Genomic DNA, 24,370 nt, shown 5'->3' on the forward strand with positions numbered 1-24,370 from the left:
CCGCCTCGGCCGCCGACCGTCTGCCCTCCCTACACGCTCAGGCGGACCGCTCCTCGACCGCGTCGGTCCGCTCGCGGATCCACGCCGCCGCGCGCTCGGCCTCCGCCTCGCTCTCGGCCGTGATCTTCACGGTCACGACCTCGCCCGGATACGAGCCGACCCGCACGTCGAACCGCTCGCGCAGCGACGCGAACCGGTCGAGCAGCTCGCTCTCCGGCTCGTCGACGTCGACCGTGAGCACGTGGGTCGGCGTCCCCGCGAACTCGTCTTCGACCAGATCGAACATCGCTTTCATCTCGTCCGGGACCCCCGGAAGGACGTAGACGGACTCGACGACGGCGCCCGGCGCCACCCCGGCCTCGTTCGGCAGCGGTCGGCAGTCGGCCGGGAGGTGCGTCGTCTCGGCGGCGAGGTCGTCGCCGCTGTACCCGCGGTCGGCGAGCCACGCGGTCGCCTCCGCGTTCGCTTCGAGGCCGCGCCCGAACGCGGCCGCGACCGCCTCCATCGTCACGTCGTCGTGCGTCGGCCCGAGGCCGCCGGTGACGATCACCGCGTCGTACTCGGCGTGGTACTCGTTGACGACGCGCGCGATCTCGGCGACCTCGTCCGGAAGGACGGTCACCCGCCGGACGTCGACCCCGCGGGCGTCGAGGCGGTCGCAGAGCCAGGTGGCGTTCGTGTTCTCGGTGTCGCCGACGAGGAGCTCGTCCCCGACGGTGACGACGGCGGCGTTCATACCAGTCTCAAGCGGCGCGTGGTAGAAAAGGACCGCGGCGCGGGCTGACGCCCCGACGACGGCGGCCGGTCGCGCCCGTTAGAGCAGGCCGTCATCGTCGTCGTCGTCCTCGTAGACGCCCAGTCCGAGGTCGCGGCGGCGCTGGCGGAGCGCCTCCAGCTGTCGCCGGAAGTAGAGCGTCCCGGCGACCGCGGCGACCGCGCCGATGACGAGGATGACACCGAACACCACGAGGTCGCCCTCGCGGTACGACTGGACGACGATCGAGCCGCTCGTCACCTCCTCCCAGACGATCCGGTCGCGGTCGCCGACCGTCTCGACCGCGTGATCGCGCGGCGACACGTGGCCGACGATCGGCACCTCCGTGCTGAACTGCGGCGGCAGCGTCACCGCGTACGACCCCTCGACGTACGCGCGCATGCTGAACCGTCGCGGGGACCCGGCACCGGCGAAGGCCGCCTTCCCGCCGCTCATGTCGTCGGCGAAGCGGATCCAGGTCTCGTCGGTCGTGCGCTCGATCTCGCCGCCGCGGGCGCGGAACTCGCTGCCCGTGATCACTTCCCCGTCGGGGTACTGGTAGCGGAACGCCTCGAACTCTAGCGGCTGGTCGCCGGCGTACGGCGTCTGCCGGTACAGCCGGATCTCCTCCCGGTCGTCGACCGCGTACACGACGGTGTACCTGGCGTCCGTGGTGAGGTTGAACGCGGCGTCGCGGTCCGTGTCAAAGTCGTACCCGTGCGGCGGCTCGGCGTCGAGCGTCTCGTTCGTCACCTCGCCGCCGCCGGTCGCGTAGCCGAGACAGCCGGCGCTGACCGCGAGGAGAGCGATCGCCGCCACCGCGAGCGCGAAGCGTCTGTTCACGTGTGATCAGGTTAGACGACGCAGCGCATCTCGGCCGGGAGGTACGAGCCGATGGCGGCGAGCAGTCCCGGCGGGTCGGTCCCTTCCGCGCAGACGATGCTCTGTTCGAGGAGTCCCAACCGCTCGACGGTGACGATGTCCTGCGCGTGGCCCGCGCGGTTCACCGTCGCCCGCGTCTCGCCGCGGGTCGCCGAGTTGACGTTCACCCGGCCGTCGCCGCGCTGCCAGTCGTACAGCCGGTCGCGCTCGCCGTCGGCGAGCCGGCTCTGGTCCGCGTCCGGGTCGCCCGGATCGCCGCCGTAGACGAACCGCACCGGGAGGTGCTGGACGAGCCCGAACCGCTCGACGACCTGCTCCGGCGAGCCGACGCCGAGCCCCAGCTCGTCGGCGGGGACGAACACGTCGACGCCGGCGTCGAGGGTGATACCCACGTCGTCCCACGATTCGAGGGTTCCGACGTACGTCTCGCCCGCTTCGAGGCCGCCGTCGTGGGCGACGACCTCGCCCCACGTCTCCCCGAGGACGTTGCGCGCGACCGGGGCGTCCTCCCCGGTCACGTCCACTTGGACGAACTCGTCGTCCCGAACGCCCACCTGCCAGTCGACGTCGAGTTCGCCGACGTCGTTGGCGACGAGCGAGTCCATGCCGTCGAGCGCGCGGTCGCGGGCGTCGCCCTCGACGTAGCACTTGGTTGCGAGGACGACCATCAGGCGGTCACGTCCGCGTTGAGCTCGTCGCGCAGCTCCTCGATGCGCCGGTCCATGGCCTCGCGGAGCCGGTCGTTCTCCATCGCCTCCAGCGGCGAGCCGCACTCAGGGCACTCGAAGCCGAAGTCCATCGCCTCGCCGAACTCGAAGCGGATCGAACACACCTCACAGAGGTAGAACTCGTGGGTGCGCTCGTACTCCTCGCGCTCCTCTAGGGCCTCGAGCAGTCGGTACATCTCTTCCTGGAGGTTCTCCGGGATGTTGTCGTAGTGGAACGTCCACAGGTACGTGAGCCAGCCGGAGTCCTCGTCGCGGACGCGGCGGTACGTCGCCAGGTCGTTCTCGTACAGGATGAACAGCGCGCGCCGCACGTCGTTGAGCTCCAAGCCGAGCTCCTCGGCCAGCTCCTCGTCGGTGACCTCGCCGTCGGGCGGCGCGGCCGCGACCGGCATCCCCGTCGGCCCCACCAGCTCGTGGAGGTACTTCTGGATGACGGGGTCGTTCAGTAGATCCTCAAAAGCCATTACGGGAAACTGGTGGTGGAATCCGGTTAAAACCTCCGAAAGGCGCGGTCGCGACGCGTCCCGCCCGCCCGAAAAGCGGGCCCTGCGCCGCCCCCGCCGGACCCGCGGGTCCGGCAGAGCTTTACGCGCCGTGACTCACACTCACCCGTATGGCAGACTCGGTCGACGGACGGGGGCGACGCGCCCTCGGCGCCCTGGCGCTCCTCGCGGTCCCGGTCGTGCTGGCGGCGGTCCCGCTGGTTCCGCTCGCCGCGCTGCTCGGCCCCGGCGGGCTCGGGACCGTCCCGCTCGGCGCGCCGGGCGGGCTGCTCGCGGCCGTCGTCGTCGGCCCCGCGCTCTCCGCGCTCCTCGGTCCCGCGCTCGTCGACAGGCGGATCGCGCGGCTCCCCCGTGCCGACCTAGACGACCGCCGCGCGGACTTCGTCGCCGACCGCGTCGAACACCTCGCGGGCGAGGTCGGCGTCGACGCGCCGCCGGTGACCACGGTCCGCGCCGACGCCGCGAACGTCGCCGTCACGGACGGTTACCGCGGGGCGCGACTGGTGGTCTCCACGCGGCTGCTCGCCCTGCCGAAGGCGGACCGCGACGCGGCGTTGCGCCACGCGCTCGTCCGGCTCCGGACGCGGCGGGCGCTCCTCACCACCGCGACGCTGCCGGCGCTGGCGGCCGTCGAGACCGCGGCGCTGCTCGCGACGCTGCTCGTGGGACGCCGCGGCGACCGGACCGCCGCCGACCGGCGCGTCAACCGGATCCACGGGTACGAGCCGGACCGCGAGCGCATCCCGTCGTGGGCGTACGCGGCCGCCGGCGTCCTGTGTTGGCTGTTGCTCCTCCCGGCGTGGGTCCCCGCGACGGTCGGCGATCGGCTCTCCGTCGCCGGCGGGCGGCGGGCCGCGGACGCGCTGGTCGCCCGGGTCGGAAGCGAGGAGCGCGAGGGGCTCGCCAACGCGGTCGCGTTCGCCGGTGACGCCGCGGGCGCCGGCGACTGGCCCCCGCTCCTCGACCGGCTCTCCTTCGTCTCCATGGCCGACGCCGAGACGGGGCGGGTTCGCGGGACGAGCCGGCAGGAGGCCCGGACGCGGCTCGCGCGGCTCCGCTCGAAGCGGACACTGTAGGGGAAGCGGCTCGGTGTATCGGCCGACTCAGGGCCGCACCGGGACTTCCAGGCGGACCGTCGTCCCCTCACCGTCGGTGTCGATGTCGAACTCGCCGCCCGCCTTGGCGACGACCCAGTACATGAGCCATATGCCGAGCCGGTCCGCGTGGGTCAGCGAGGTCTCGCCAGCCTCCAGCACCTGCGTCTCGTGGTCCGGGATCCCCGGGCCGTCGTCCTCGACTTCGATCGCGATCCACTCCGGCGGACGGCGCTCGACGCGCACCTCGACCGACGGCGTCGCCGCGTCGTTGTGCTTCACCGCGTTCTCGGCCGCCTCGGAGACGGCGACGGGCAGGCCCACGGCGGTCGTCTCTATCGGTCCGTCGTCGGGTAGCGATATGGTCACCGACGCGTCCGGGTAGCGGCTGCGGAGCCGGTCTCGGAGCTCGACCAGTTCGTCTCGGAGGTTGATCGGGGCGTCGAGCCCGGGCGGTGAGACCGTCTCGTCGACGGTCTGGACGGCGCCCGCGATCCCGGTGAGGTCCGAGGCCGTCTCGGCGATGACGTCCAGCGACCGACGCCGCGACTCCTCGCCGGGGTCGTCGCGGAGGAGGTCCGCGTACCCCTCGATGAGGTTCATCTTGTTCCGGAGGTTGTGGTTGAGCACTCGGGCCATCACCTCCAGCCGCCGCTCGCGGATCTTCCGCTCGGTGATGTCGGCTTGGAATCCGACGTAGCTCGTCACGTTCCCCTCCTTGTCGCGCAGCGGCGCGATGGAGAGCCGGTTCCAGAACTTCTGGCCGTTCGCCCGATAATTGAGGATGTCGACCTCGACCGGTCGGTCCTCGTCGAGGGCCCGCCGTATCCGCGCCCGGGACTCCTCGCCGGTGTCGGGGCCCTGAAGGAACCGACAGTCCTCGCCGAGGATCTCGTCGCCGTAGCCGGTCAGCTCCTCGAACTCTCGGTTGTGGTACACGAGCGGGCTGTCGTCGCCGTCGGTCGCCCGCGCGAGGGTGATCCCGACGGGCGCCTCGTCCATCGCCCGCTCTTTGCGCCGCAGGTCCGCGACGGTCCGCCGGAACCGGAGCGACGTCCGCCGCCGCTCGGTCAAGTTCGAGACGCGCGTCACGAGCGCCCGGCGTCCGACCGGGAGTTCGATGACGTCGTCGACGCGCTCCCACGCGGCGTGGCCGAGCCCCGCCCGCGACCCTTCGCTCACCAGCAGTACGAACGGGAGGAACGCGGGCTCGGCGCGCTCGCGTCGAGCGTCGATCGCGTCCGCGGCGGCCTCGAAGGCGCTGGCGTCGAGGAGACAGCAGTCGAACTCGCCGTTCAGCGCGTCCGGCGACTCGGCGGTCCGAACGGCGTACCGGTCGGACAGCGCGTCGGACAGGAGCCCGCGGTCGCGGTCGGCGTCCATCAGGAGGAGGACCGTCGCGCGGTCGCCGTCGGGGGCCCGGGAGAGAGCGGGGCCGGCGTCGTCCCCGGCGGGGCGGTCCGGGGGCCCGCCGCCGTCATCGCCCCCGGACTCCGCGTCCGACTTCGAATCCATCTCGTCGTATCTGAGTCGGGGAGCCACTAAGAACTACCCCATATATATCACGGTCGGGGGCGAGTACCACGGTATGACAACGTCGCTATCCGAGCGGGCGTCGACCGGCGTCGACGGCCTCGACGAAGTGCTGTCGGGCGGGCTCGTCCCCACGCGGAGCTACATGGTCCGCGGACAGGCCGGGAGCGGGAAGACCATTCTGGGGTTCCACTTCCTCCAGCGGGGCGTGGACGAGGGGGAGACGGCGCTCTTCGTCAACCTCGAAGAGGACCTCCGCGACCTGAAGGCGAACGCTGACGCGCTCGGCTTCGACACCGATTCGATCGAGTTCCTTGACCTGAGCCCGGGCGCGGACGCGTTCGTCGAGGACGAGTCGTACGAGGTGTTCGCGCCCTCGGAGGTCGAGCGAGAGCCGCTGACCGAGCGGATCGTCGAGGGCGTGACGGCGGTCGACCCCGACCGGGTGGTGGTCGACCCGCTGACGCAGCTCCGGTTCCTCCTCTCGGACGACTACCAGTTCCGCAAGCAGGTGGTCGGATTCATGCGGTTCCTGAAAGACAGGGGGGCGACCGTGCTGTTCACCGTCCAGAACACGCGGTCGCTCCCGACAGACGACCTCGAGTTCATCACGGACGGGACGGTCCGGCTCGACGCGGGGGCGTACGGCAAGACGGTCAGCGTCCCCAAGTTCCGGGGGTCGTCGACGCAAAGCGGGGACCACGCCTACCGGATCACCGACGCGGGAATGGAGGTGTTTCCCGCGCTCCAGCCCGGCACGCGGGACGAGGAGCTGGCGTTCGAGCAGGTCTCGTCGGGGATCCCCGAGGTCGACGAGCTGCTCCACGGCGGGATCGAGCGCGGCACCGTCACCATCGTGAGCGGCCCGACCGGCGTGGGGAAGACAACGCTCAGCACCCAGTTCATGAAGGAGGCCGCGGGCCGCGGGGAACGCTCCGTGATCTACCTGTTCGAGGAGAACCGGGAGACGTTCCTCGCCCGGTCGCGCGCGGTCAACATTCCCGTCGACGAGATGCTGGCGAAGGGGACGCTTCAGGTGACGGAGGTGGAGGCGTTAGAGCGGTCGCCACAGGAGTTCGCCCGCATGGTCCGCGACGAGGTCGAGGAGGAGGGGGCCGACATCGTCATGATCGACGGCATCTCCGGGTATCGGCTGACCCTGCGCGGCGAGAAAGAGCAGATGCTCCAGCAGATGCACGCGCTCGGCCGCTATCTCAAGAACGCGGGCGTCACCGGCCTCTTCATCGACGAGACGCGGAACGTCACGGGGGAGTTCCGCGCGACGATGGAGAACATCAGCTACCTCGCCGATAACATCCTCTTCCTCCGGCACCTAGAGGTCGGCGGCGAGCTCCGCAAGGCAATCGGCGTGTTGAAAAAGCGGACGAGCGACTTCGAGCGGACGATCCGCGAGTTCAAGATCACGGAGCACGGGGTCACCGTCGGCGAGCCGATGTCGGGGCTCCGCGGCATCCTGAGCGGGACTCCGGAGGTCGTCGAGCGAGACGCCGAGCGCGGCGACGCGGGAGAGTAGCCGGGTCAGTCGCGGCGCTCGGACGCTCGGTCGTTCCCGGGGCTGTCGTCTCCAGCCTCGTCGTCCCCGGCGCTGTCGGTTTCGGTCCCCGCGTCGATCACCGTCTTCCCGGTCGCCTCCGGGACGACGCGCCGGTCGGCGTCGGCCCACTCGCGGCCGAGTTCCGCCCCGTCGAACAGGCGGTCGAGGAAGACGGCGAGCCCCGCGACCTCCGAGTGCGGCTGGTTCGTCACGCCCACGTTGAAGTCGGCGCGCTCGTACAGCGCCCACGGCACCTTCTCGCCGCCGACGACGACGAGGAGGTCGCGCGGCGGTGACGCCTCCTCGGGCGCTTCTGGTTCGTCGAGCCCGACCGCCTCCCGGACGGCCGTCTCCACGTCTTGGACGCGCTCGCCGTACATCGTGAGGTGGACCACGACCCCGTCGAACTCCCGGACGATCGCCTTCTGGTCGTCGCGCAGTTCGACGGCGAACGGCCCGCCGAACCGGCCGGTGATGTCGCGGACCGTCTCCGCCGACTGGCCCGCGTTGTCGGGGAAGATCACCCGGTCGGCCCCGAGCGCCCGCGCCGTGAGCCCGACGTGCGTCGTCATGCGGTCGTCGCGCCCCGGCCGGTGGCCGTACCGGAGGACGACGACCTCGCGCGCATCGTTCATGCCCCGGACTGGGGGGCGGATCCCGGTGTCGCTTTCGATGCGAGCGCGCGGGCGCCGGTCCACATCGCGACCGAGATACCGCACATGTGTGGATCAAACCTCGGAAAACATGTCCGAGGTACGCACGTAACTGAAAGGTTCATGTGGGAGGCGGTCGCGGTGTGAGTCATGACGAGCGTCAAGGAGTTCCGCGTCGACGAGCCGGCGACCGCCGACGGACTCGGCCGAGGTCGGTTCGCCTTCACCGACGCCTACTCGGTGTTCGACTGGGGACAGATGCCCGACGCGATCCCCCACAAGGGGGCGAGCCTCTGCGCGATGGGCGCGTTCAACTTCGAACTACTGGAGGACGCGGGCGTCCCGACCCACTACCGCGGGGTCGTGGACCCGGGTACCGTCGCGGACGACGGGACCGAGCTCGACCCCGTCCCCCTCGCCGAGGCGACCGCGCCGCCCACCGAGATGGCCATCGACCTGACGCAGGTGCCCGACCTGTCGTACGAGGGGCCCCACGCCGGCTACGACTACGAGGCATTCCACGCCGCGGGCGGGGGGAACTACCTCGTCCCGCTGGAGGTCGTCTTCCGCAACCGGGTCCCCGTCGGGTCCAGCCTGCGGAAGCGCGCCGAGCCCGCCGACCTCGGGCTCGACGACCTCGCCGACGGCGACTGGCCCGCCGAGCCGGTCGACCTCCCGGAGCCGGTCGTGGAGTTCTCGACGAAGTACGAGCAGCAGGACCGCTATCTCACCCGGGCGGAGGCCGACGAGATCGCGGGCGCCGCCGCCGTCGACGCCCTCGAATCGCTCGCGCGCGACGTGAACCGCGTCGTCACCGAGCGCGCCGAGGCGACCGGGTTCGTCCACGAGGATGGCAAGATCGAGTGCCTCTACGTCGACGGCGAACTCCGGGTCGCCGACGTGGTCGGCACTTTCGACGAGAACCGGTTCTCGTACGGCGGCCGCGGGATCTCGAAGGAGGTCGTCCGCCAGTGGTACAAGGCGAACGACCCCGACTGGGTCGCGGCCGTCGGCGAGGCGAAGGACGCGGTCGCCGACCGCGACATCGACGACTGGCGCGAGCTCTGCGACCCGGACCCCGACCCGCTCCCGCCGGCGGTCGTGGACGCGGTCTCGGACCTGTACGCGGCCGGCGCGAACGCGTACACCGACCGCGAGTGGTTCGACGCCCCGGAGGTCGAGGCGGCGCTCGACGCCGCCGCCGAGCTGTAGGACGCGGGTCCGCGGCACCGCCGATCCGCGGCGTGCGACCGCCTGACCCTCACGATCGGCGACACGCGAGGGAACCTCTTTACCGCCGACGCGCGTGGGTTCGCACATGTCCACCGACGCCGACTTCGGGGAACGGCTCGAGACCCAAACGGTCGCGTACCTCGACCGGATCGACGACTGCGTCGCCCTCCTCCCGCGGGCGCTCGACGAGTACGCGAGCGAGGGCGCGTCCCGCGACACGGTCGACGAGATAGCCGCCGTCGAGAGCGAGTGCGACGACCTCGTCCGCGGGCTCACCGGGCTCATCACCGACGCCGGGCCGGACGACATCGGCCTGCTGAACACCCGGATCAACTTCAACGAGTCCGCGCTGCTCGACTTCTACAACGAGCTGGACGTGGTCGCGAACCACACCGAGCGGATCGTCCAGGAGGTTGCCATGATGCGCCCGGCCGCGGGCGTCGAGCCGTTCGCCGACATGCGCGAGATGGCCGCCCGGATCGCCGAGATGACCGAAGTCCTCGCCGAGGTCGTCGAGGGGTTCGTCAGGGGGCTCGCGCGCGCCGACGCCACCGAGACGCTCGCCGAGGGGATCGAGTCGATCCGCGCCCTTGAGAGCGAGTGCGACGAGCTGCGCAACGACGCCATCGAGACCGCGTTCGCCGACGACGCGATCGAGGAGCCGCTCGTCTACCGCGAGCTCGCGATCCTGTTGGACGAGCTCGCGAACACGATCGAGGACCTCACCGACCGGATCGTCGTGATCGCGAGCAAGGAGCCGGGGATCGTCACCGACGCGGACGAGTCGTAGGGTCGCTCCTCACCTCCGCGCCCAGTCGAGCATCCGGGCGTAGAAGGGGTCCGTGGCGAGGGCGTCGGCGTCGCCCACCAGCGTCAACTGCTTTTTCGCCCTGGTGAGCGCGACGTTCATCCGCCGGTGGTCCTCGAATATCGGCCCGTCGAGGTCGCCGGTCGCGACGAGCGAGACGAGTATCACCTCTTTCGAGGAGCCTTGGAAGCGGTCGACGGTGTCGACCGTCACGTCGGTCCGGCGGCCGATCTCCGCGACCTGCGCCCGGAAGGGGGCGATCACGCCGATGTCGTCGGGGTCGACGCCGGCGGCGACGTAGGCGTCGGCGATCGCGGCGACGCGCTCCGCCTCGCGGACGTTCCGGTTCCCGTCGCGCTTGCCGTCCGGGTCGACGAACCCGACGCCGCCGGTCAGGTCGGGCGCGAGCGCGTCGGGGTCGACGCCGAGGTCAGCGAGCGTCTGCCCGGCCACCTCGGGGGTCGCGGGGCGGAGCGCGCCGTCGTAGAACTCCGCGGAGGCGAACGCCTGGATCCGCTGGCTCATCCGGTACTGCCGGTCGAGCATCACGCTCGCGTCGGGGTACGTCTCGATGAGCCGCTGGAAGAGCGAGGTCCGGAGGTCGTTCTCCGCGCGGACGACCGGCGGGAGCTGCTCGTGGTCGCCGACGAGGACGAACCGGTCGGCGAGGTTGACGGCGGCGTGGGTCCCGGGCTCGGTGAGCTGGGAGGCCTCGTCGACGAGGGCCACGTCGAACTCGCACTCGCGCATGACGCGGGAACCGCAGGCCGCCGTCGTCGCGGCGACGACCGGCGCGTCCCGCAACTCGGCGGCCTTCGCGTTCGGCTCGCCGCGCTGGACGAGCCGCACGTCCCGCATGTCCTCGCGGACGCCGGTCTCGGTTCCCACTCGAAGCACGTCGTCGAACCCCTGGTCGCGGAGCGCCTCCAGCGCGTTGTCGACCGCGCGGTTCGTGAACGCGGAGAGCAGCACCCGGTTCCCCTCCGCGACCAGCGCGCGGATCGTCCGGGCGATTGTGTACGTCTTCCCCGTCCCCGGCGGGCCGTGGATCAGCGCGCAGTCCTCGGCGTCGACCGCGAGTTCGACCGCCTCGTTCTGCGCCGCGTTGTTGTCGATGTAGGCGTCGGGCGCGTCCGGGTCGTCGGCTCCGGGGCTGCCCGGTGGGCGCTCGGCCGGGTCCCGGAACGACGGGTCCCGCCGGCCGAATATCACGTCCTTGCGGTCGGGATCGCCCTTCAGGACGGCGTCGTGGAGCGCGGTCAGCGAGCGGTCGACGGAGATCTCGGAGGGGTAGACGTCGAGCCGCCGCAGCTCCACCGACTCGTCCGTCTCGACGACGACCTCGTCGCTCCCGAGGGCTGTGATCCGGCCCAGTTCCGCGTGGCCGGCGACGGGGTCGCCGTCGCTCGCGAGCGCCACGTCGCCCTCGCGGAGCTTCGAGACGGCGTCGCTCGGCTTCTTCGCGCGAAGCTCCCACCGGGCGTCGTCGATCTCCGTCTGCGCGACCGGCTCCAAGCCGATCAGCGCGCGGTCGTCGGCCGCGCGCTCTTCGGGCGTCTGCTCCCACAGCTTCCGGTACTCCGCGTGAGTCTCGCGGCGCTCCTCTTCGAGGGCGACGTAGAACCGGTCGAAGTAGTCGCGCTCCTCCTCGGGCACCGGCGTCCCGATCTGGCCCGCCTTCGACTCCTGGTCGAGCCGGCCGGAGACGACCATACAGGCGTCCTGCTCGAAGCAGTAGCTGCAGGTCGCGTCGGCCTCGTACCCCGTCGGCACCGCGGGGCGCTCGCCGGCCTCGTTGAGCGCGCGCCACTCGGCGGCCGCGAGGGCGTTTCGCTCGCGGACGACGAACTCCAGGAACCCCCGGCCGACGGTGAACTCCTTGGCCGGCGCGAGGTCGCCCGACTCCTCGTTGCGGTCCAAGGCCGTGTTCTTCGTGTACAGCAGCGTCCCGATGTCCGGGTCGACGCCGCGCTCGTCGAGCATGAGGGCGTAGCAGGCCGCCTGTACCTTGTCGTGGAACCGCGGCTCCCGCTTGGTGTTCTTCCCCGTCTTCAGTTCGACCGGCGTGCCGCGCCGGAGCGCGTCCGCGCGCCCCTTCAGCCCGAACGTGGGCGAGATGAGGGAGAACTCCGAGCGCCACGTGTCCTCGTCGGCGAGCGTCCCCTGCGCGAGCCACCCCTCGACCGCGGCGGCGTTGCGCCGCACCTCGTCTTCCACCTCCGCGGTCTCGTAGCCGAGGAGGCCGAGTTCGAGGCCCGCCTCGGCCACGCGCTCCGCGACCGACTCGTCGAGGTCCATCCCGCGGAGCAGGTCGCCGAACACCTCGTGGACGATGGTCCCCTTGACGACGGGGTAGTTGAGCGGAATCCCCGACAGTTTGTTCAGGTAGTACATCCGCGGGCACTGGACCCACGACCGGATGCCGGTCACGTCGACGAGGAAGTCGGGTTCGAGGACGACCCACGACTCGTCGGTCGTCGCGTACCCCGTCTCCCCGCGGTACTCGTCCTCTTCGGGGTCGGTGACGAGCAGTTCCATCCCCGGCTCCGCGTGTTCGGCGACCTCTGTCCACTTCCCCCACAGCGTCACGTCGACCGGGTCGCCCGCGCCGCGGTCGGGCCGGACCCGCACCTCGCGGAGGTCGCGCTCGCCATACGACGTCGACACCGTCCGCGCCTCCCCGACGGAGACGATCGGCCCCCGAACGTTCACGTCCCCGCTCGGCGGCGCCGTCGAAAAACGCTGTCGGTGAGCCGGGATCGCGTCCGCGTCGAGTCGGCGCTCGCCTACCGGGTCACCGGCGCGGTGACGGACCCGATCGACTCGACGACCGCCCGCACCTCGTCGCCGGGGGCGATCGGCGCCGCGCCGGGCGTCCCCGTGCTGAACAGGTCCCCCGGTTCCAGCGTCATCGCGTCGGCGTGGAACGAGACGATCTCCGCCGGCGGGAACAGCATGTTACGGATCTCGTTTTCGGCCCGCACCTCCCCGTTGACCTCGGTGCGCACCGAGAGCCCGTCGAGGTCGAGCGGCCCCTCCAGCACCGCGATCGCGGCGCCGGGCACGAGGAACGTGTCGTAGCTCTTTGCCCGGGTGAGGAACCGGGGGTTCTGCTGGAGCACGTCCTCCGCGGTCATGTCGATCACGGGCAGAAAGCCGGCGATCACGTCGCTCACCTCGCCCTCGTCGACGCCCCGGCACGTCCGGCCCATCACGACGGCCAGCTCCGCCTCGGCGGTCACCCGTTCGCTCTGCGACCGCGGCGGCAGGCGGATCGGGCCGTCCGGCCCGGTCAGGGCCGACGACGGTTTCATGAAGCTCGCCGGCTCCGTCGGGCGCTCCTCGTCGAGATCGCCGGCGTGTTCCGCGTAGTTCAGGCCGATCCCCCACAGCTTCCCGAACGACGCCAGCGGCGCGCCGAACGACAGGTCGGCCGCCGGGACGGGGTCGGCCGTCGCGCTGGCGACGCTGCCGAGCGTCCCCGCGGCAGCTCGGGGGAGCGCGTCGCGGACCGTCTCGAGGTCGGGCTCGACGGCGCCGAGGGGGACGTACCCCTCCTCGCCGCCGAGCAGGGGGTCGCCGGTCGCCGTCCGTGCGAGGTACTTCATCGCGCGGTCGCCCCGCTCATCTCACTCCTCGCGGTCGGTCCAGAAGTCGAACGAGCGTCCGGGCGCGAACACGTCGAGGCCGGCGGCGAGCTCGTCGCCCGTGTTCTCGACGCGGTGGGGCTCGTTGGGCGCTAAGAGGACGGAGTCGTTCTTCTGAAGCGTCACCTCGTCGTCCTCGGTCGCGACGGTCAGCTCGCCCTCCAGACAGAGGCACACCTGCTCGTTCTCGTGGTCGTGCATCGGCGAGCTGTGGCCCGGCGGCTTCTCGAACCACTCGAAGGAGAACCGGTCGCTGCCCGCCATCGACACGCGCCGCCAGCCCTCCTCCGGCTCGTACGTCTCCGCCTCGTCGAACGCAACCGGCTTCATAGGTTCGCTCCGGTGGAGCCGCCGTCGATCGGGAGCGCGGTACCGTTGACGTAGCCGGACTTCGGCGACGAGAGGAACGCGACCGTGTTGCCGAGCTCCATCGGGTCGCCGATGCGTTCGAGGGGGTTCCCCGCCCAGTCGTCGAGCCCCTCCTCGTAGGAGTCGTACTCGCCCCGCTCGACGGCGGCCTCGACGAGGTCCCGGATCCGGCTCGTCTCGTGGGGGCCCGGCAGGACCGCGTTCGCGCGCACCTCCGGAGCGAACTCCTTCGAGAGGGTCTTCTCCAGCCCGATGACGCCCATCCGGACCGCGTTCGACAGCACGAGGCTGTCGATGGCCTCCTTCACGCTGCGGGAGGTGATGTTCACGATGGTGCCGCCGTCGCCCTCCCTGAGGTGGGGATACGACTCCCGCGCCAGCCGGACGACGCTCATCACGAGCAGGTCGTAGGCGTGCTGCCAGTCCTCGTCGTCGGTGTCGAGGAAGGCGCCCGAAGGAGGGCCGCCGGCGCTCGTCACGAGGTGGTCGATCGTGCCGAACTCGTCGACGGTCGCCTCCACGAGCGCGGTGACCTCGGCGGCGTCCGTCAGGTCGGCCGGCTGTGCGACGACCTCGCCGGTCGCGACCGCCTCGATCTCCTCTTTCGCGGCCGCCAGTCGCTCCTCGTCGCGGCCGTTGATGACGACGTCGACGCCCTCCCGCGCCAGCGCCTTCGCCGATGCCTTGCCGAGCCCGCTGGACGATGCGGTGACGAGCGCCGCGTTCCCGTCGATCTGTAGGTCCATGTCTCTCCCATCCCGCGTACGCCGTGAAAACATTTTCTTGCAGGCAAACGGCGGAGCGACCGACACGCTCGACGCGGCCGTACTGGGCGTCAGGCGCCCGATGCGTCGCCGCCCGCCGCCTCGAACCCCGCCGTCCCGTCCTCGAACGCGACCGTCTCGCGGCCGACCACGTCAGCCCCTTCCGGGAGGTCGTCGACCACGGCGTCGGAGACGCGGTACTCGCCGAGGTCCTGCGTGTTTCGGATCCAGACGATCCGGGCGGTCTCGGGGTCGTACGCCCCCAACGCAGCCGCCGCGGTCCGGAGCCCGAACTCGTCGTCGGGCGCCACGACGGGGAGCTTCGACTTCGCGAGCGACCCGCTCGTGAGCGCGTTCGCGTACGACTTCTTCAGGTCCAGTTGGTCGACGGCCGACCGCCGGGTGAGGTCCGCGAGCCCGATCCCGTTGCCGTTCCCCTTCGTCGCCTCGGTGAGCCCGCGGACGTAGATGAGGTCGACGTCGGGCGTCTCCGGGTCGGACGCGTTGAGGACGCGGTAGCGCCCGATGACGTTCGTGTCCATCCCCGCCCCTGATATCTCCTTCCCGATCTCGTCGACGACCAGGAGGTCCACGTCGTCGACGGGGAGCGTCGGCATCTCGTCGTTCGCGCGCTCCAACAGCTCCGGTTCCCGGGCGAGGAACGACCCCGCCGGGACGGCCTCCAGGTGACCGATCTCCTCCTCGAAGTTCTCGACGAGCGCGATTCCCCCGACGAGGGGAGTCTCCTCCTCGATCACGTCGAGCGCGGCCGTCAGCGTCTCGACGTACCCCTCGGCGAGCGCCGTCGAGTGGAACGACTTCGCCCCGCGCTGCTTACCGAGCCCGACGACCGTCATCTTCGTCAGCCCGCTCTCGATCTCCCCCGTGAAGTTGGTGTGAGCCTTCACCCGGTTCACCACGATGACGGCGTCGGCCGCGAGCGCCGCCTCGGAGAAGTACACCGGCAGGTCGGCGTCGCCGACGCCCGCCGTCGCCAGCCGCTCGGCTCCCATCCGCGCGTCGATGGGCGCGCCGACGCGCTCCTCGGTGACTCCGAGCGCCGCCAGCACCTCTCGTTGCCCCTCCGGAGTCGCGCCGCCGTGGCTCCCCATCGCCGGCACCACCACGGGCTCGAAGCCGCGCTCGGCGATCCGCTCGACGACCGCCGCCGCGACCTCGTCGATCCGGTCGATCCCGCGGCTGCCGACCCCGACGGCCACGGTGGCGCCCGAGTCGAGGCCGTCGAGTGCGAGCTCGTCCAGCTCTTCGCGCGCCGTCTCCGCGACCCCGTCAAGGCGCTCGGCCCGCGGCTCGTACCGGACCCGCGCGAACTCCGGCAGGGGCTGCGGATCGATGAGCCCGTCGACCTCGGAACGGTCGGGAAACTCCATGGGGGACCTCTCGTAACCGCGATACAAAACTACGGGTGGGAGACCCGCAGATCGGGCGGGCTCCACGTCCGCGTGCGGCTACTCGTGCCACGCGGACGCGTGACCGGTGCCGAACCGTTCCCGATAGGCCTCTCGCCGGGGTCGCCCGTCTCTCCCTGACCACCGCTGCCCGCGGCTCCGGTCGGGTGGCGGACACAACTATGGTTATTTATTCTTGGGTTCGATAGCGATAGTATGCTGGATTACTTCGACATGGAGTCGACCCTGTCCGAGGAGGAGCGCCTGCTCGTCGACTCCGCGCGCTCGTTCGTCGACGGGGAGGTCCCGGACATGGGCGACCACTGGATCGAGGGGACGTTCCCCACGGACCTCATCCCGAAAATGGGTGAGATGGGCTTTTACGCGCCGAACCTCGACGGGTACGGCTTACCCGATGTCAGCGAGACTGCGTACGGCCTGCTGATGCGCGAGCTGGAGGCGTGCGACTCCGGACTCCGCTCGATGGCGAGCGTTCAGGGGGCCCTCGTGATGTACCCGATCCACGCGTTCGGCAGCGACGAGCAGAAAGAGGAGTGGCTCCCGCGGCTCGGCACCGGCGATGCGGTCGGCTGTTTCGGGCTCACGGAGCCGGAACACGGGTCGAACCCCTCCGCGATGGAGACGATGGCCGAGCCCGACGGCGACGAGTACGTCCTGAACGGCTCGAAGACGTGGATCACGAACTCCCCGATCGCGGACGTCGCGGTCGTGTGGGCGAAGGACCACGGCGAGGAGGAGATGCCCGTCCGCGGGTTCCTCGTCGAGACCGACCGCGACGGCGTCACGACGAACAAGATCGACGAGAAGCTCAGCCTCCGGGCGTCGATCACGGGCGAGATCAGCCTCCAGAACGTCCGCGTGCCCGCCGAGAACCGCCTCCCCGGCGTCGAGGGGATGAAGGGACCGCTGTCGTGTCTGACACAGGCCCGCTACGGCATCGCGTGGGGCGCCGTCGGCGCCGCGCAGGACTGCTTCGAGACCGCCCGGGAGTACGCCACGGACCGCGAGCAGTTCGGCAAGCCGATCGGCGGCTTCCAGATGCAACAGGAGAAGCTCGCGGAGATGGCGACGCAGATCACGCTCGCGCAGCTGCTCGCCCACCGGCTCGCCGACCTCAAGGAGGCGGGGGAGCTGCGGCCACAGCACGTCTCGATGGCCAAGCGCAACAACGTGCGGACGGCGCGCGACCAGTCGCGGATCGCCCGCGAGATGCTCGGCGGCAACGGGATCACGGCCGACTACTCCCCGATGCGCCACATGGCGAACATGGAGACTGTCTACACCTACGAGGGGACCCACGACATCCACACCCTGATCCTCGGCGAGGACCTCACCGGGATTCAGGCGTACCAGTAGTCCCGCCGACCGCCCTCGTTCCACGCGCCCTGACGACCCGCTCCGGCGCGCGCCGCCGCCACCGACACGCTCTTGCGCCCGCGTTTCCGTACTGTCGACCGACATGCGCGTGCGAGACTGGGACGACATCCTCGCGGATGTCGCGAGCGACTCGACCGACCCCGACGGCTGGCGCGCGGTCGCCGGCTCCCGCCGCGGCGGCCTCGGGGAGGACCTCTACTTCGGTCACCCGAGCGTCGGCCTCTACCACCTGAAGACGTACGCGAAGAATCCTCGCGACCTCCGCGGCGTCGGAGCGCAGGTCGCCCGCAAGGTCGACGACGGGCTGGACCCGCTCCTGCCCGACGCCGACAGCGACGGGCGGTTCGCGGTCCGGACGGCGCCCGAGGACGAGGACCACGCCGAGGAGATGGCGACGCGGCTCACCGAGACGCTGAGAGTCCACGCCGAGGCGCCGACCGACCCGGACCACCTCTTTGAGGATGTGATGGAAGCGGTCGACTCCCCCGCCTTCGGCCCGATGGAGTACGAGTTCGACGGACGGCCCGACGAGCTCGACGAACTCTCCGACACCTTCGAGGAGGCCGAGGAGCTGCTCACCGCCGAGCTCGACGACCTGATCGAGGACGACGACGTCGACCGCGGGTTCCACTGAGCGGCGGTGAGGGCGCTAGCGCGACCGCGCCGACTCGCCGCGGTGCGGACGAGACCGGACCCGCCGCATCGGTTTTGTCGCTCCGCCGCCAACGGGGGGTATGGGAGTCAAAGAAGACACGGCGAACGGCCTGATCTCGCTCGGCATCGGCGTCGCGGTCACCTGGTTCGCGGCCGACGACGGCGACCACGACACGACCGACCTCCTCCTCGCGGTCGCGATCAGCTCTTTCCTCTCGGGCTACTTCACGAGCTACTTCGCGAAGTGACCCGCGGTCGGTGACGTTCGGGTCGGCCGGTAACGCCCGGCCGGTCGGTGACGCCTTTGCCGATCGCCCGCGTCAGATCGCCGTCACCCACGCCCGGTACTCGGCGTCGAGCTCGTACACCTCTCGGAAGGCGCGCTCGACGAACCCGGCGACGCGGTTCGCGTCCGAGCGCGCCGTGACGACCGCGTTCATCCCCTCGGCCTCCTCCGGGCTGACGAGCTCGTCGATCCGGAACTCCGGGAACTCGGAGAGGAGCGTCTTCAGCCGCTCCAACTCCGCGTCGGTACAGTCCAGTATCAGCTCCGTGCCCGCGAGCTGGATCCACGGCGGGACCTCGCCGCCGTTGGTGTCGTCGCTGTCGGGGTCGACGTCGACGGTCATCACGTCGCCGGAGCGCGCGCGGTGCGCGGCCGCGGCGTCGGCGAACAGCTTCAGCCGCTCGTCCTCGGTCGCGGCGTCGAATCGGGTCATACCCGTGCTCCGCCGCGACGAGGCTTAAAAATCCGCACTCGACGGCGGCGGATCCGGTCGCCGCCCGCGCCGCTCACCGCTCCGTCTCGCTCAACACGTCGTCGACGACCGAGCGCGTCCGCTCGGCCTCGGCGAGCCGCTCGTCGGCCTCGCCGCGCTCGATCAGGGCGAGGTCCCCGTCGTCGAGCGCGTGGCGCACCTCCGCCGCGCGGCGGAGGCGCCCGTACTCGTCGCTCCGCGCGAGCTCGCGGACCGAGCGCAGGGTCGCGACCGCGTCGTCGTCGGCGATCCGCCCGACGAGCGGGACCAGCTCGTCGATCTCGTAGGCGAGCTCGTCGCCCGGCTTCGGCGGCCAGTCGAGCGTCAGCGGCTCGCCGTCGAGCCGTTCGAGGTACGTCCGGTGGACCGCGACCGCCGTGCGGAGCGCGCCCGGGTCGTCGACGTAGTGGTCGAGCTTCGAGTTCGTGTAGTCGGCGTACTCCAGCAGCGTCGCGGGCGGCTCCTCGCCGGCCGCGTGCGTCTCGACGTACTCCGCGAGGTCGGTCGGCGGCACGTCGACGTCGACGAAGGGAGTCGCGTCCGCGCGGTCGAGGAAGTCGAACACCTCGCGGGCGGACGCCAACTTGAAGAACTCCCGGAACGCCTCCATCACCGCCTCATCGTACGAATCGATCGGCCCGCGGAGGCGGTCGAGGTCCGCGTCGAGGTCCGCGTCGGCCATGTCGGCGACCTCACGGAGCTCCTCCACCCGCGACTCCAGCCGCTTGCGGGCCTCCTTGGCCGCTTTCCGGCCCGCCCGGTAGTCGTCGACCGCGTCGTCGTACGCCTCCAGGAGGTCGACGAACTCCCCCGCCGGCTCCAGCGCCTCGCGGGCGGTCGCGAAGTCCTCGTCGGAGAGGCGCCGCTTGTCGACCGCCTCGTCCGCCGCCTCGAACGCCTCGGCGGCCGGCAGGTCGTCGTCGACGTCGACCGCGTCCCCGAACTCGCCGCGGAACCGGACGTACGACTCGAAGTCGCCGGAGCCGACCGCGTCCTCCTCGTATCGGTCGAGGATCCGGTGCGCGTGGCGGTACGCGTCGGCCGCCGCCTCGACCCGGTCCCGCCCGTGGTCGTCGATCCGCGACTCGATCCGGCGGAGTTCGTCGTAGCGCTCCCGGAGCCGCGCGGCCGCCTCGCCGGCCCCGCGGACGGGGTCGTCCTCGTCGCCCTCGGCGCCTCCCGACGTGGCGCCGGCGGTTTCCCCCGACATCGGTCAGTACACCTCGTCCGGGTCGAAGACGCGCTCGCCGACGTTCTCGCCGTCGACCGTCCGGTGGAAACAGGAGCGGTGGCCGGTGTGGCAGGCGCCGCCGGCCTGGTCGACGAGGTACAGCAGCGCGTCGGCGTCGCAGTCGACCCGGACCTCCCGGACCGACTGGGTATGGCCCGAGGTATTTCCCTTGTGCCAGATCTCTTCGCGGGACCGGGAGTAGTAGTGCGCCTCGCCGGTCTCGCGGGTGCGCGCCAGCGCCTCCGGCGAGACGTAGGCGAGCATCAACACCTCGCCGGAGTCGGCGTCTTGGGCGACCGCCGGCACCAGCCCGTCCTCGCCGAAGTCGACCTCGATCGACCCCGTCTCCGCGTCGGCGTCACTCATGGCTGTCCGGAGGCGTGGCGCTCGAATAGTCCTTGTGCCTGCGGTCCCCACATACGAGTGCGCCGCCGACCCCTTACGAGACGTATCGCAGCACGAGCGCGTCGCCGTCGGCGTACGCGTCCGGTCGGCGGTCGACGACCTCGAAGCCGAGCGACTCGTACAGCGAGCGGGCGGCGTCGTTGTCGGGGTGGGCCTGGAGCGTGACGGGGCCGTCGGCGTCCGCGATCGCCGCGTCGAGGAGCCCGCGGGCGCGCCCCTCGCGCCGGAAGCCGGGCGCGACGACGAGCTCCGCGACGTGGAGCCCCGGGCGGTTCGGCGCGTCCACGGGGAGGAGGTAGCCGACGACGCGTCCCTCGGCGACGCTCACGCGGGCGGCGCCAACCGCGAGGCCGTACTCCAGGAGGTCCGGGCTCGGCTGCCTGAGGTGCGACTGGAGCCCGCGGATCCGGTCGGCGTCGGCGGGTCGGCCGGGGCGCACTCGTGGGTCGGGATCGCCGGAGGCGTCGGGTTTTCGCCCGGCGCCGTCGCCGTCGCCCGTCATCTCACACCACCGCCCAGAGCGCGACGGCGACGACGGCGCCGGCGAGCGTCGCGAGGAAGTTCACCGACTGGTTCCCGACGCGATCCCCCTCGATCAGGGCGCCGAGGAGGCTGTCGACGGTCATCCCGGTGACGCCGGCCGCGACGACGGCCCCGCCCGCCGCGACGCCGCCGGCGACCACCGGGCTGATCAGCGGCGACCCGCTGGCGGCGAGGGCGCCGACGAGCAGCGCGCCGGTGAGGCCGGCCAGTTCGCCCTGCCAGGTGATCGCGCCGTCGGTCCCGGGCTCGACGCGGCGGAGCGTCGTCACCAGCCGCGGGCCGTCGTAGAGGCCGCCGATCTCCGAGGAGAGCGTGTCGGCCATCGCGGTCGCGGTCGCGCCCGCGAACGCGAAGCCGAAGGGCGCGGCCGGGACGGCGAGGTGCGGCGCGACCGCGTAGCCGACCACCGCCGCGAGCGCGACCGCCGAGTTCGCGAGCACGTTCCCGGTGCCGCGGGCCCCCTCGTTCTCCTGGGCGACCCCGCGGGCCGCCTTCTCGTCGAACCGGTACTTCGAGGCGAGCCCCCCGAACGCGTAGAAGGACATGAGGGTGAGGAACCAGCCGACGCCGCCGAGGACGACCGCGAGCAGCGCCGAGACGACGCCGGTGAGCATCCCCGCGACCGAGGCGGTGCCGATGGCGAAGGAGACGTACCCGAGCACGCCGGTCACCGCGAGGCCGGCGACGACGAGGGGGGCGTCGACGGTCGGCTCCAGGGCGATGAACCCCCACGTCACGAACGCGACGAGGATCGTCGTGATGTGAGCGTCCCGCGAGAACACCAGCGAGCGGACGAGCGCGGCCGTCAGCGCCGCGGCCGCCGCGAAGAACACCGCGACCGGGAGCGTCGCGCCGTCGACCGGCGCCCCGGTCTGAAGGCGCACCGCGATCTGTCCGGCGAGGGCGGCGGCCGTGCCGGCGACCACGTAGCCGGCGACGAGCGGGAACTCGTCCGCGGTCCGACGGGAGACGAGCGTCCGGCCGAGGCGGCCGGCGCCGACCGCGAGCGTCGCGGCCGCGAACGCCTCGTACGGCAGCGGCGCGCGCGGCAGCGACGCGAACAGCGCGAGGCCCGCGCCGGCGAGCGCGAAGGAGACGAGGCCGTAGAGGCGCTCCGCCTCGCGGTCGCCCGGCAGCGCGAGCGTCTCGAACCACTCGCCGTCGCGGACGCCGAAGAACGCCGCCCCGGCGACGGCGAAGAAGGGGACGGCTGCGGCGGTGTCGAGCGCCGGCGCGAGGACCGCGATCGCGGCCACCGCGGCGAAGGCACTCGCGCGTCGGAGCCTCGGTATCACACCCTCGGCTACCCGCGACGACCACTTAACGGTCCCGACAGCCGTCGGGCGGTCGGTCGCGGCCCGCGCGGACGCCGGCGCCGGCCGTCAGGACAGCGCGGACACCGATCCAGGCGTCACAACCGCATTCCCTCGCCCGTCAGGCCCGAACGCGCTCGCCCGTCAGTACCGGTACTCGTTGAACTGGACCGCGTGTCCCTCCACCACGCGGACGGACTCCTCGGGGTCCTCCTCGTCGTCTCCGGTCCGGTCCTCGTGTGAGTCAACCACTCCCATGCGAGAACGGTACGCTCGACCGCACATAACTGTTTCCCACGCGGCGAACGGGTACCGACCGCTTCGGGGTTCCTCAGCCCACGACTCGGTCGATCTGACCGAGGTGGTCGAGCACGTGGTCCGGCTCGATCTCGGACGCCGCGAGGTCGGCGTCGTCGGTGACGCCCGACCGGACGAGGACGGTCGTCATCCCGGCGCGCTCGCCGAGCGCGATGTCGGTGTCGAGCCGGTCGCCGACGACGAGACACTCCTTGGCGGGGTGGGGGAGCCGCTCGCGCACCATCTCGATCGCGGTGTCCGAGGGCTTGCCGAGGACGGCGTCGGGGTCGCGCTCCGCGACGCCGGCGATCGCGTTGATCACGGCGCCGGAGCCGGGCACGTCGCGCTCCGGGGCCGGGATCACCACGTCTGGGTCGGTACCGATGAAGGGGATGTCGCGCTCTAGGGCCCAGAGCGCGGTACAGAGGTCCTCGTAGTCGAACTCGCGGTCGATGGAGGCGACCAGCGCGTCGGCGGCGTCCACGTCGTCGGTCGTCGAGAGCCCAGCCTCGGCGAACTGGTCGAGCAGTCCGGGGTCGGCGATACAGAGCAGGTCGTCGTCGCGGTGGTGCTCCCGCAGGTACCGCGTCGTCACGCTGCCCGCGGTGAAGACGCGGTCCGCGTCGATGTCGTACCCCGCCCCACCGAGCCGGTCGACGTACGCCCGCGGCGCCTTCGTCGGGTTGTTCGAGACGAACAGCGTCTCGACGCCGACCTCCCGGAGGCGGCGGTACCCAGCGGGGGCGCCCGGAATCGGATCGTCGCCCCGCACGACCGTGCCGTCGACGTCGAGGACGGCGCCGCTGAAATCCATATTTGTGGTGGGGGCGCCACGGTCCTAGGAGTTGCGCTCGCGTCCGCGAACGGACCGCTGCCGCCGCGGCGCCGATCACGAACTCGGTACCGATCCCACCTTCGGGATAACGGAAGGGTAAAGCGGCCGGGTTCCGTACCGACGTTCACTGTGACGACGACTCAGGTGACCCTCGTCCAGATCGACAACTACGGGCCGTGGACGACGACGCCGGAGCCGCGCCGTGAGATGGATCTCCAGACGCTCCAGTCGCGGCTCTTCGCCGACGTGGCCCAGTTCCTCGGCCACCGCGACGCCTACGTCTTTTTCACTCGCTTCGACAACATGATCGCGGTGACCAACGGCGTCGACGGCGCGGCCCACGCGACCCTCCAAGAGTCGATCGGCAACCGTTACCCGGTCAGTATCAGCCTCGGGACCGCCGTCGCCGAGCGCCCGGTCGACGCGCTCGAAGCGGCGAACCGGCGGCTCCAGACCGCGGGCAGCGCGCAGGACGAGAGTCGGACCGAGGTGCTCGCGGGCGAGTACCTCTCGGAGACGGAGCGGTCGGACCTCCAGATCGCGCACTTCGACGTCGTCAACGCGACCGGCAAGTACACCGACCGGCTCAACGAGTTCGACACGTTCATCAACATCGAACGGGCGTACGGCTCGCTGATGCGCCACCTCCGCGAGGCGCACGGCGCCCTCTCCTTCTTCGTCGGCGGCGACAACGTCGTGGCCGTCTGTCCCGACCTCCCGGAGGCGGCGTTCTCGTCGGCGGTCACCCACGTACAGGACGACGTGGACATCGAGCTCCAGGTCGGCGTCGGCCGCGGCCCGTCCGCCCATGAGGCCGGATTCGCGGCCAAGCACGCCCTCGAAGACTGCCGACACGACGGGACGAGCGTCGAGCTGTTCGGCGCGCCCGCCGCGGGAGACTGACCCTCCGCCGCGCCGTCGGTCCGCCTCGGACACAGCTCGTAATCAATTCTGATAATTTCGGTGCGGGGTTTTTGTACACTGACCCGGAAGCCACGGTTAGC

Annotated in this window: 25 protein-coding genes; 8 read left to right on the plus strand and 17 right to left on the minus strand. The window is 71.3% G+C overall.

Annotated elements, in window-relative coordinates:
• Positions 1 to 37: 37 nt before the first annotated feature.
• The 4 genes from EXE41_RS09105 to EXE41_RS09120 all read right to left on the minus strand — a co-directional run bounded on the left by EXE41_RS09105 (position 38) and on the right by EXE41_RS09120 (position 2,828).
• Positions 38 to 736, minus strand: coding sequence for a molybdopterin-binding protein (locus tag EXE41_RS09105; RefSeq protein WP_137690798.1), 699 nt, complete (start codon positions 734 to 736; stop codon positions 38 to 40).
• A gap of 78 nt (positions 737 to 814) precedes the next feature.
• Positions 815 to 1,597 carry a DUF5803 family protein gene (locus EXE41_RS09110; protein WP_086215454.1) on the minus strand — a complete coding sequence of 261 codons (783 nt, stop codon included), beginning with the start codon at positions 1,595 to 1,597 and terminating at the stop codon, positions 815 to 817.
• 11 nt (positions 1,598 to 1,608) lie between these two features.
• Entirely contained in the window at positions 1,609 to 2,304 is a 696-nt protein-coding gene (locus EXE41_RS09115) for a DUF2110 family protein (RefSeq protein WP_086215453.1), read from the minus strand.
• Complete coding sequence (locus EXE41_RS09120) at positions 2,304 to 2,828, minus strand: transcription factor (RefSeq protein WP_049931644.1); 525 nt, start codon at positions 2,826 to 2,828, stop codon at positions 2,304 to 2,306. The genes EXE41_RS09115 and EXE41_RS09120 overlap by 1 nt, the downstream gene beginning before the upstream one ends.
• A gap of 149 nt (positions 2,829 to 2,977) precedes the next feature.
• On the opposite strand from EXE41_RS09120, the gene EXE41_RS09125 reads away from it, so the two are divergent.
• Entirely contained in the window at positions 2,978 to 3,943 is a 966-nt protein-coding gene (locus EXE41_RS09125; protein WP_086215452.1) for a hypothetical protein, read from the plus strand.
• Between the two features lie 27 nt (positions 3,944 to 3,970).
• Here EXE41_RS09125 and EXE41_RS09130 read toward each other — a convergent pair whose 3' ends face one another.
• The gene (locus EXE41_RS09130) at positions 3,971 to 5,476 is read right to left on the minus strand and encodes a PAS domain-containing protein (RefSeq protein ID WP_137690799.1); all 1,506 of its coding nucleotides are present in this window, start codon (positions 5,474 to 5,476) and stop codon (positions 3,971 to 3,973) included.
• A gap of 73 nt (positions 5,477 to 5,549) precedes the next feature.
• On the opposite strand from EXE41_RS09130, the gene EXE41_RS09135 reads away from it, so the two are divergent.
• The gene (locus EXE41_RS09135) at positions 5,550 to 7,028 is read left to right on the plus strand and encodes an ATPase domain-containing protein (protein ID WP_086215450.1); all 1,479 of its coding nucleotides are present in this window, start codon (positions 5,550 to 5,552) and stop codon (positions 7,026 to 7,028) included.
• A 5-nt stretch (positions 7,029 to 7,033) separates the two neighbouring features.
• Here the strand turns inward: EXE41_RS09135 and EXE41_RS09140 are convergent, their stop codons facing one another.
• Entirely contained in the window at positions 7,034 to 7,684 is a 651-nt protein-coding gene (locus EXE41_RS09140; protein WP_049931708.1) for a tRNA (cytidine(56)-2'-O)-methyltransferase, read from the minus strand.
• Positions 7,685 to 7,852: 168 nt separating this feature from the next.
• Between EXE41_RS09140 and EXE41_RS09145 the strand changes: the two genes are divergently transcribed.
• Together EXE41_RS09145 and EXE41_RS09150 are read left to right on the plus strand one after the other, a co-directional pair.
• Entirely contained in the window at positions 7,853 to 8,914 is a 1,062-nt protein-coding gene (locus EXE41_RS09145; protein ID WP_137690800.1) for a phosphoribosylaminoimidazolesuccinocarboxamide synthase, read from the plus strand.
• Between the two features lie 106 nt (positions 8,915 to 9,020).
• Positions 9,021 to 9,725, plus strand: a complete 705-nt coding sequence (locus EXE41_RS09150; protein ID WP_089308165.1) for a DUF47 domain-containing protein — start codon at positions 9,021 to 9,023, stop codon at positions 9,723 to 9,725.
• Between the two features lie 9 nt (positions 9,726 to 9,734).
• On the opposite strand, the gene EXE41_RS09155 is transcribed toward EXE41_RS09150, so the two are convergent.
• The 5 genes from EXE41_RS09155 to EXE41_RS09175 form a co-directional block, all read right to left on the minus strand.
• The gene (locus tag EXE41_RS09155; protein WP_086215447.1) at positions 9,735 to 12,455 is read right to left on the minus strand and encodes an AAA domain-containing protein; all 2,721 of its coding nucleotides are present in this window, start codon (positions 12,453 to 12,455) and stop codon (positions 9,735 to 9,737) included.
• 74 nt (positions 12,456 to 12,529) lie between these two features.
• The gene (locus EXE41_RS09160; protein ID WP_137690801.1) at positions 12,530 to 13,351 is read right to left on the minus strand and encodes a fumarylacetoacetate hydrolase family protein; all 822 of its coding nucleotides are present in this window, start codon (positions 13,349 to 13,351) and stop codon (positions 12,530 to 12,532) included.
• A gap of 21 nt (positions 13,352 to 13,372) precedes the next feature.
• A complete protein-coding gene (locus EXE41_RS09165) occupies positions 13,373 to 13,720 on the minus strand; it encodes a cupin domain-containing protein (RefSeq protein ID WP_137690802.1) in 348 nt (115 codons plus the stop codon).
• Positions 13,717 to 14,505: an SDR family oxidoreductase gene (locus EXE41_RS09170; RefSeq protein ID WP_137690803.1), complete on the minus strand. Its 789-nt coding sequence runs from the start codon at positions 14,503 to 14,505 to the stop codon at positions 13,717 to 13,719. Before EXE41_RS09170 ends, EXE41_RS09165 begins: the two co-directional genes overlap by 4 nt.
• 89 nt (positions 14,506 to 14,594) lie before the next feature.
• Positions 14,595 to 15,914 (minus strand): DUF362 domain-containing protein, encoded by a 1,320-nt coding sequence (locus EXE41_RS09175; RefSeq protein ID WP_137690804.1) that lies wholly within the window; start codon positions 15,912 to 15,914, stop codon positions 14,595 to 14,597.
• A gap of 234 nt (positions 15,915 to 16,148) precedes the next feature.
• Here EXE41_RS09175 and EXE41_RS09180 point away from each other — a divergent pair, with 234 nt between their 5' ends.
• From EXE41_RS09180 to EXE41_RS19285, 3 genes are all read left to right on the plus strand, one after another.
• A complete protein-coding gene (locus EXE41_RS09180) occupies positions 16,149 to 17,309 on the plus strand; it encodes an acyl-CoA dehydrogenase family protein (RefSeq protein ID WP_137690805.1) in 1,161 nt (386 codons plus the stop codon).
• Between the two features lie 103 nt (positions 17,310 to 17,412).
• Complete coding sequence (locus tag EXE41_RS09185) at positions 17,413 to 17,964, plus strand: hypothetical protein (protein ID WP_049931633.1); 552 nt, start codon at positions 17,413 to 17,415, stop codon at positions 17,962 to 17,964.
• A gap of 100 nt (positions 17,965 to 18,064) precedes the next feature.
• Positions 18,065 to 18,232: a hypothetical protein gene (locus EXE41_RS19285; protein WP_167373073.1), complete on the plus strand. Its 168-nt coding sequence runs from the start codon at positions 18,065 to 18,067 to the stop codon at positions 18,230 to 18,232.
• 72 nt (positions 18,233 to 18,304) lie between these two features.
• On the opposite strand, the gene EXE41_RS09190 is transcribed toward EXE41_RS19285, so the two are convergent.
• The 6 genes from EXE41_RS09190 to EXE41_RS09215 form a co-directional block, all read right to left on the minus strand.
• Complete coding sequence (locus EXE41_RS09190) at positions 18,305 to 18,703, minus strand: hypothetical protein (protein WP_137690806.1); 399 nt, start codon at positions 18,701 to 18,703, stop codon at positions 18,305 to 18,307.
• A 73-nt stretch (positions 18,704 to 18,776) separates the two neighbouring features.
• Positions 18,777 to 19,952: a hypothetical protein gene (locus EXE41_RS09195; RefSeq protein ID WP_137690807.1), complete on the minus strand. Its 1,176-nt coding sequence runs from the start codon at positions 19,950 to 19,952 to the stop codon at positions 18,777 to 18,779.
• A 3-nt stretch (positions 19,953 to 19,955) separates the two neighbouring features.
• Positions 19,956 to 20,339, minus strand: coding sequence for a phosphoribosyl-AMP cyclohydrolase (gene hisI, locus EXE41_RS09200; RefSeq protein WP_086215439.1), 384 nt, complete (start codon positions 20,337 to 20,339; stop codon positions 19,956 to 19,958).
• Between the two features lie 73 nt (positions 20,340 to 20,412).
• On the minus strand, positions 20,413 to 20,880 hold the full coding sequence (locus EXE41_RS09205) for an N-acetyltransferase (protein WP_049931629.1): 468 nt from the start codon (positions 20,878 to 20,880) through the stop codon (positions 20,413 to 20,415).
• Between the two features lies 1 nt (position 20,881).
• Positions 20,882 to 22,216, minus strand: a complete 1,335-nt coding sequence (locus tag EXE41_RS09210) for a DUF92 domain-containing protein (RefSeq protein ID WP_137690808.1) — start codon at positions 22,214 to 22,216, stop codon at positions 20,882 to 20,884.
• A 349-nt stretch (positions 22,217 to 22,565) separates the two neighbouring features.
• Complete coding sequence (locus EXE41_RS09215) at positions 22,566 to 23,345, minus strand: HAD-IIA family hydrolase (protein ID WP_049931626.1); 780 nt, start codon at positions 23,343 to 23,345, stop codon at positions 22,566 to 22,568.
• Between the two features lie 150 nt (positions 23,346 to 23,495).
• On the opposite strand from EXE41_RS09215, the gene EXE41_RS09220 reads away from it, so the two are divergent.
• Positions 23,496 to 24,269, plus strand: a complete 774-nt coding sequence (locus EXE41_RS09220; protein ID WP_049931625.1) for a GTP cyclohydrolase III — start codon at positions 23,496 to 23,498, stop codon at positions 24,267 to 24,269.
• Positions 24,270 to 24,370 lie beyond the last annotated feature (101 nt).

Origin of the sequence: Halorubrum sp. SD690R (assembly GCF_005435035.1) — an archaeon.
Classification (GTDB): Archaea; Halobacteriota; Halobacteria; order Halobacteriales; family Haloferacaceae; genus Halorubrum; species Halorubrum ezzemoulense.